Source organism: Bacillus sp. BB51/4 (genome assembly GCF_008368845.1).
Lineage (GTDB): Bacteria > Bacillota > Bacilli > Bacillales > Bacillaceae_G > Bacillus_A > Bacillus_A wiedmannii.
In genome coordinates, this window is sequence record NZ_QOSC01000025.1 from 1 (window position 1) to 2,500 (window position 2,500).

The 2,500-nt window shown below is 52.0% G+C and carries 1 rRNA gene (cut by a window edge); it reads right to left on the reverse strand.

What is annotated here, in order from left to right:
- Positions 1-14: 14 nt before the first annotated feature.
- Positions 15-2,500 (reverse strand): 23S ribosomal RNA (locus DN392_RS27550); it runs 436 nt beyond the window's last position.

The window sequence follows — 2,500 nt, forward strand, 5'->3', positions numbered from 1 at the left end:
TTGCTTCATATTATATGGTTAAGTCCTCGATCTATTAGTATTCGTCAGCTCCACATGTCACCATGCTTCCACCTCGAACCTATCAACCTGATCATCTTTCAGGGATCTTACTAGCTTACGCTATGGGAAATCTCATCTTGAGGGGGGCTTCATGCTTAGATGCTTTCAGCACTTATCCCTTCCGCACATAGCTACCCAGCTATGCCCTTGGCAGAACAACTGGTACACCAGCGGTGCGTCCATCCCGGTCCTCTCGTACTAAGGACAGCTCCTCTCAAATTTCCTACGCCCACGACGGATAGGGACCGAACTGTCTCACGACGTTCTGAACCCAGCTCGCGTACCGCTTTAATGGGCGAACAGCCCAACCCTTGGGACCGACTACAGCCCCAGGATGCGATGAGCCGACATCGAGGTGCCAAACCTCCCCGTCGATGTGGACTCTTGGGGGAGATAAGCCTGTTATCCCCGGGGTAGCTTTTATCCGTTGAGCGATGGCCCTTCCATGCGGAACCACCGGATCACTAAGCCCGACTTTCGTCCCTGCTCGACTTGTAGGTCTCGCAGTCAAGCTCCCTTATGCCTTTGCACTCTACGAATGATTTCCAACCATTCTGAGGGAACCTTTGGGCGCCTCCGTTACACTTTAGGAGGCGACCGCCCCAGTCAAACTGCCCACCTGACACTGTCTCCCGGGTCGATAAGACCCGTAGGTTAGAATTTCAATACATTCAGGGCGGTATCCCACCAGCGCCTCCACCGAAGCTAGCGCTCCGGTTTCAATGGCTCCCGCCTATCCTGTACAAAATGTACCAAAATTCAATATCAGGCTACAGTAAAGCTCCACGGGGTCTTTCCGTCCTGTCGCGGGTAACCTGCATCTTCACAGGTACTATAATTTCACCGAGTCTCTGGTTGAGACAGTGCCCAAATCGTTACACCTTTCGTGCGGGTCGGAACTTACCCGACAAGGAATTTCGCTACCTTAGGACCGTTATAGTTACGGCCGCCGTTTACTGGGGCTTCAGTTCAGAGCTTCGCTTACGCTAACCCCTCTCCTTAACCTTCCAGCACCGGGCAGGTGTCAGCCCCTATACTTCGCCTTACGGCTTCGCAGAGACCTGTGTTTTTGCTAAACAGTCGCTTGGGCCTATTCACTGCGGCTTTCCGTTAAGAAAGCACCCCTTCTCCCGAAGTTACGGGGTCATTTTGCCGAGTTCCTTAACCAGAGTTCTCTCGCACACCTTAGGATTCTCTCCTCGCCTACCTGTGTCGGTTTGCGGTACAGGCACCTTTTATCTCGCTAGAAGCTTTTCTTGGCAGCGGGGAATCAAAGACTTCGCTCCATAAGGAGCTTCCCCATCACAGCTCAGCCTTCACGATAAGCGGATTTGCCTACTTATCAGCCTAACTGCTTGGACGTGCACAACCAATCGCACGCTTCTTCTATCCTTCTGCGTCCCTCCATTGCTCAAACGATAAAGAGGTGGTACAGGAATATCAACCTGTTGTCCATCGCCTACGCCTGTCGGCCTCGGCTTAGGTCCTGACTAACCCTGAGCGGACGAGCCTTCCTCAGGAAACCTTAGGCATTCGGTGGACGGGATTCTCACCCGTCTTTCGCTACTCATACCGGCATTCTCACTTCTAAGCGCTCCACCAGTCCTTCCGGTCTGACTTCACTGCACTTAGAACGCTCCCCTACCACTGATACCATTGGTATCAATTCGCAGCTTCGGTGGTGTATTTAGCCCCGGTACATTTTCGGCGCAGAGTCACTCGACTAGTGAGCTATTACGCACTCTTTAAATGGTGGCTGCTTCTAAGCCAACATCCTAGTTGTCTAAGCAACTCCACATCCTTTTCCACTTAATACACACTTTGGGACCTTAGCTGGCGATCTGGGCTGTTTCCCTCTTGACTACGGATCTTATCACTCGCAGTCTGACTCCTAAGGATAAGTCATTGGCATTCGGAGTTTGACTGAATTCGGTAATCCGATGAGGACCCCTAGTTCAATCAGTGCTCTACCTCCAAGACTCTTACACTTAAGGCTAGCCCTAAAGCTATTTCGGGGAGAACCAGCTATCTCCAGGTTCGATTGGAATTTCTCCGCTACCCACACCTCATCCCCGCACTTTTCAACGTGCGTGGGTTCGGGCCTCCATTCAGTGTTACCTGAACTTCACCCTGGACATGGGTAGATCACCTGGTTTCGGGTCTACGACCACGTACTAAACGCCCTATTCAGACTCGCTTTCGCTGCGGCTCCGCCTCTTCAGCTTAACCTCGCACGGGATCGTAACTCGCCGGTTCATTCTACAAAAGGCACGCCATCACCCATTAACGGGCTCTGACTATTTGTAGGCACACGGTTTCAGGATCTCTTTCACTCCCCTTCCGGGGTGCTTTTCACCTTTCCCTCACGGTACTGGTTCACTATCGATCACTAGGGAGTATTTAGCCTTGGGAGATGGTCCTCCCAGATTCCGACGGAATT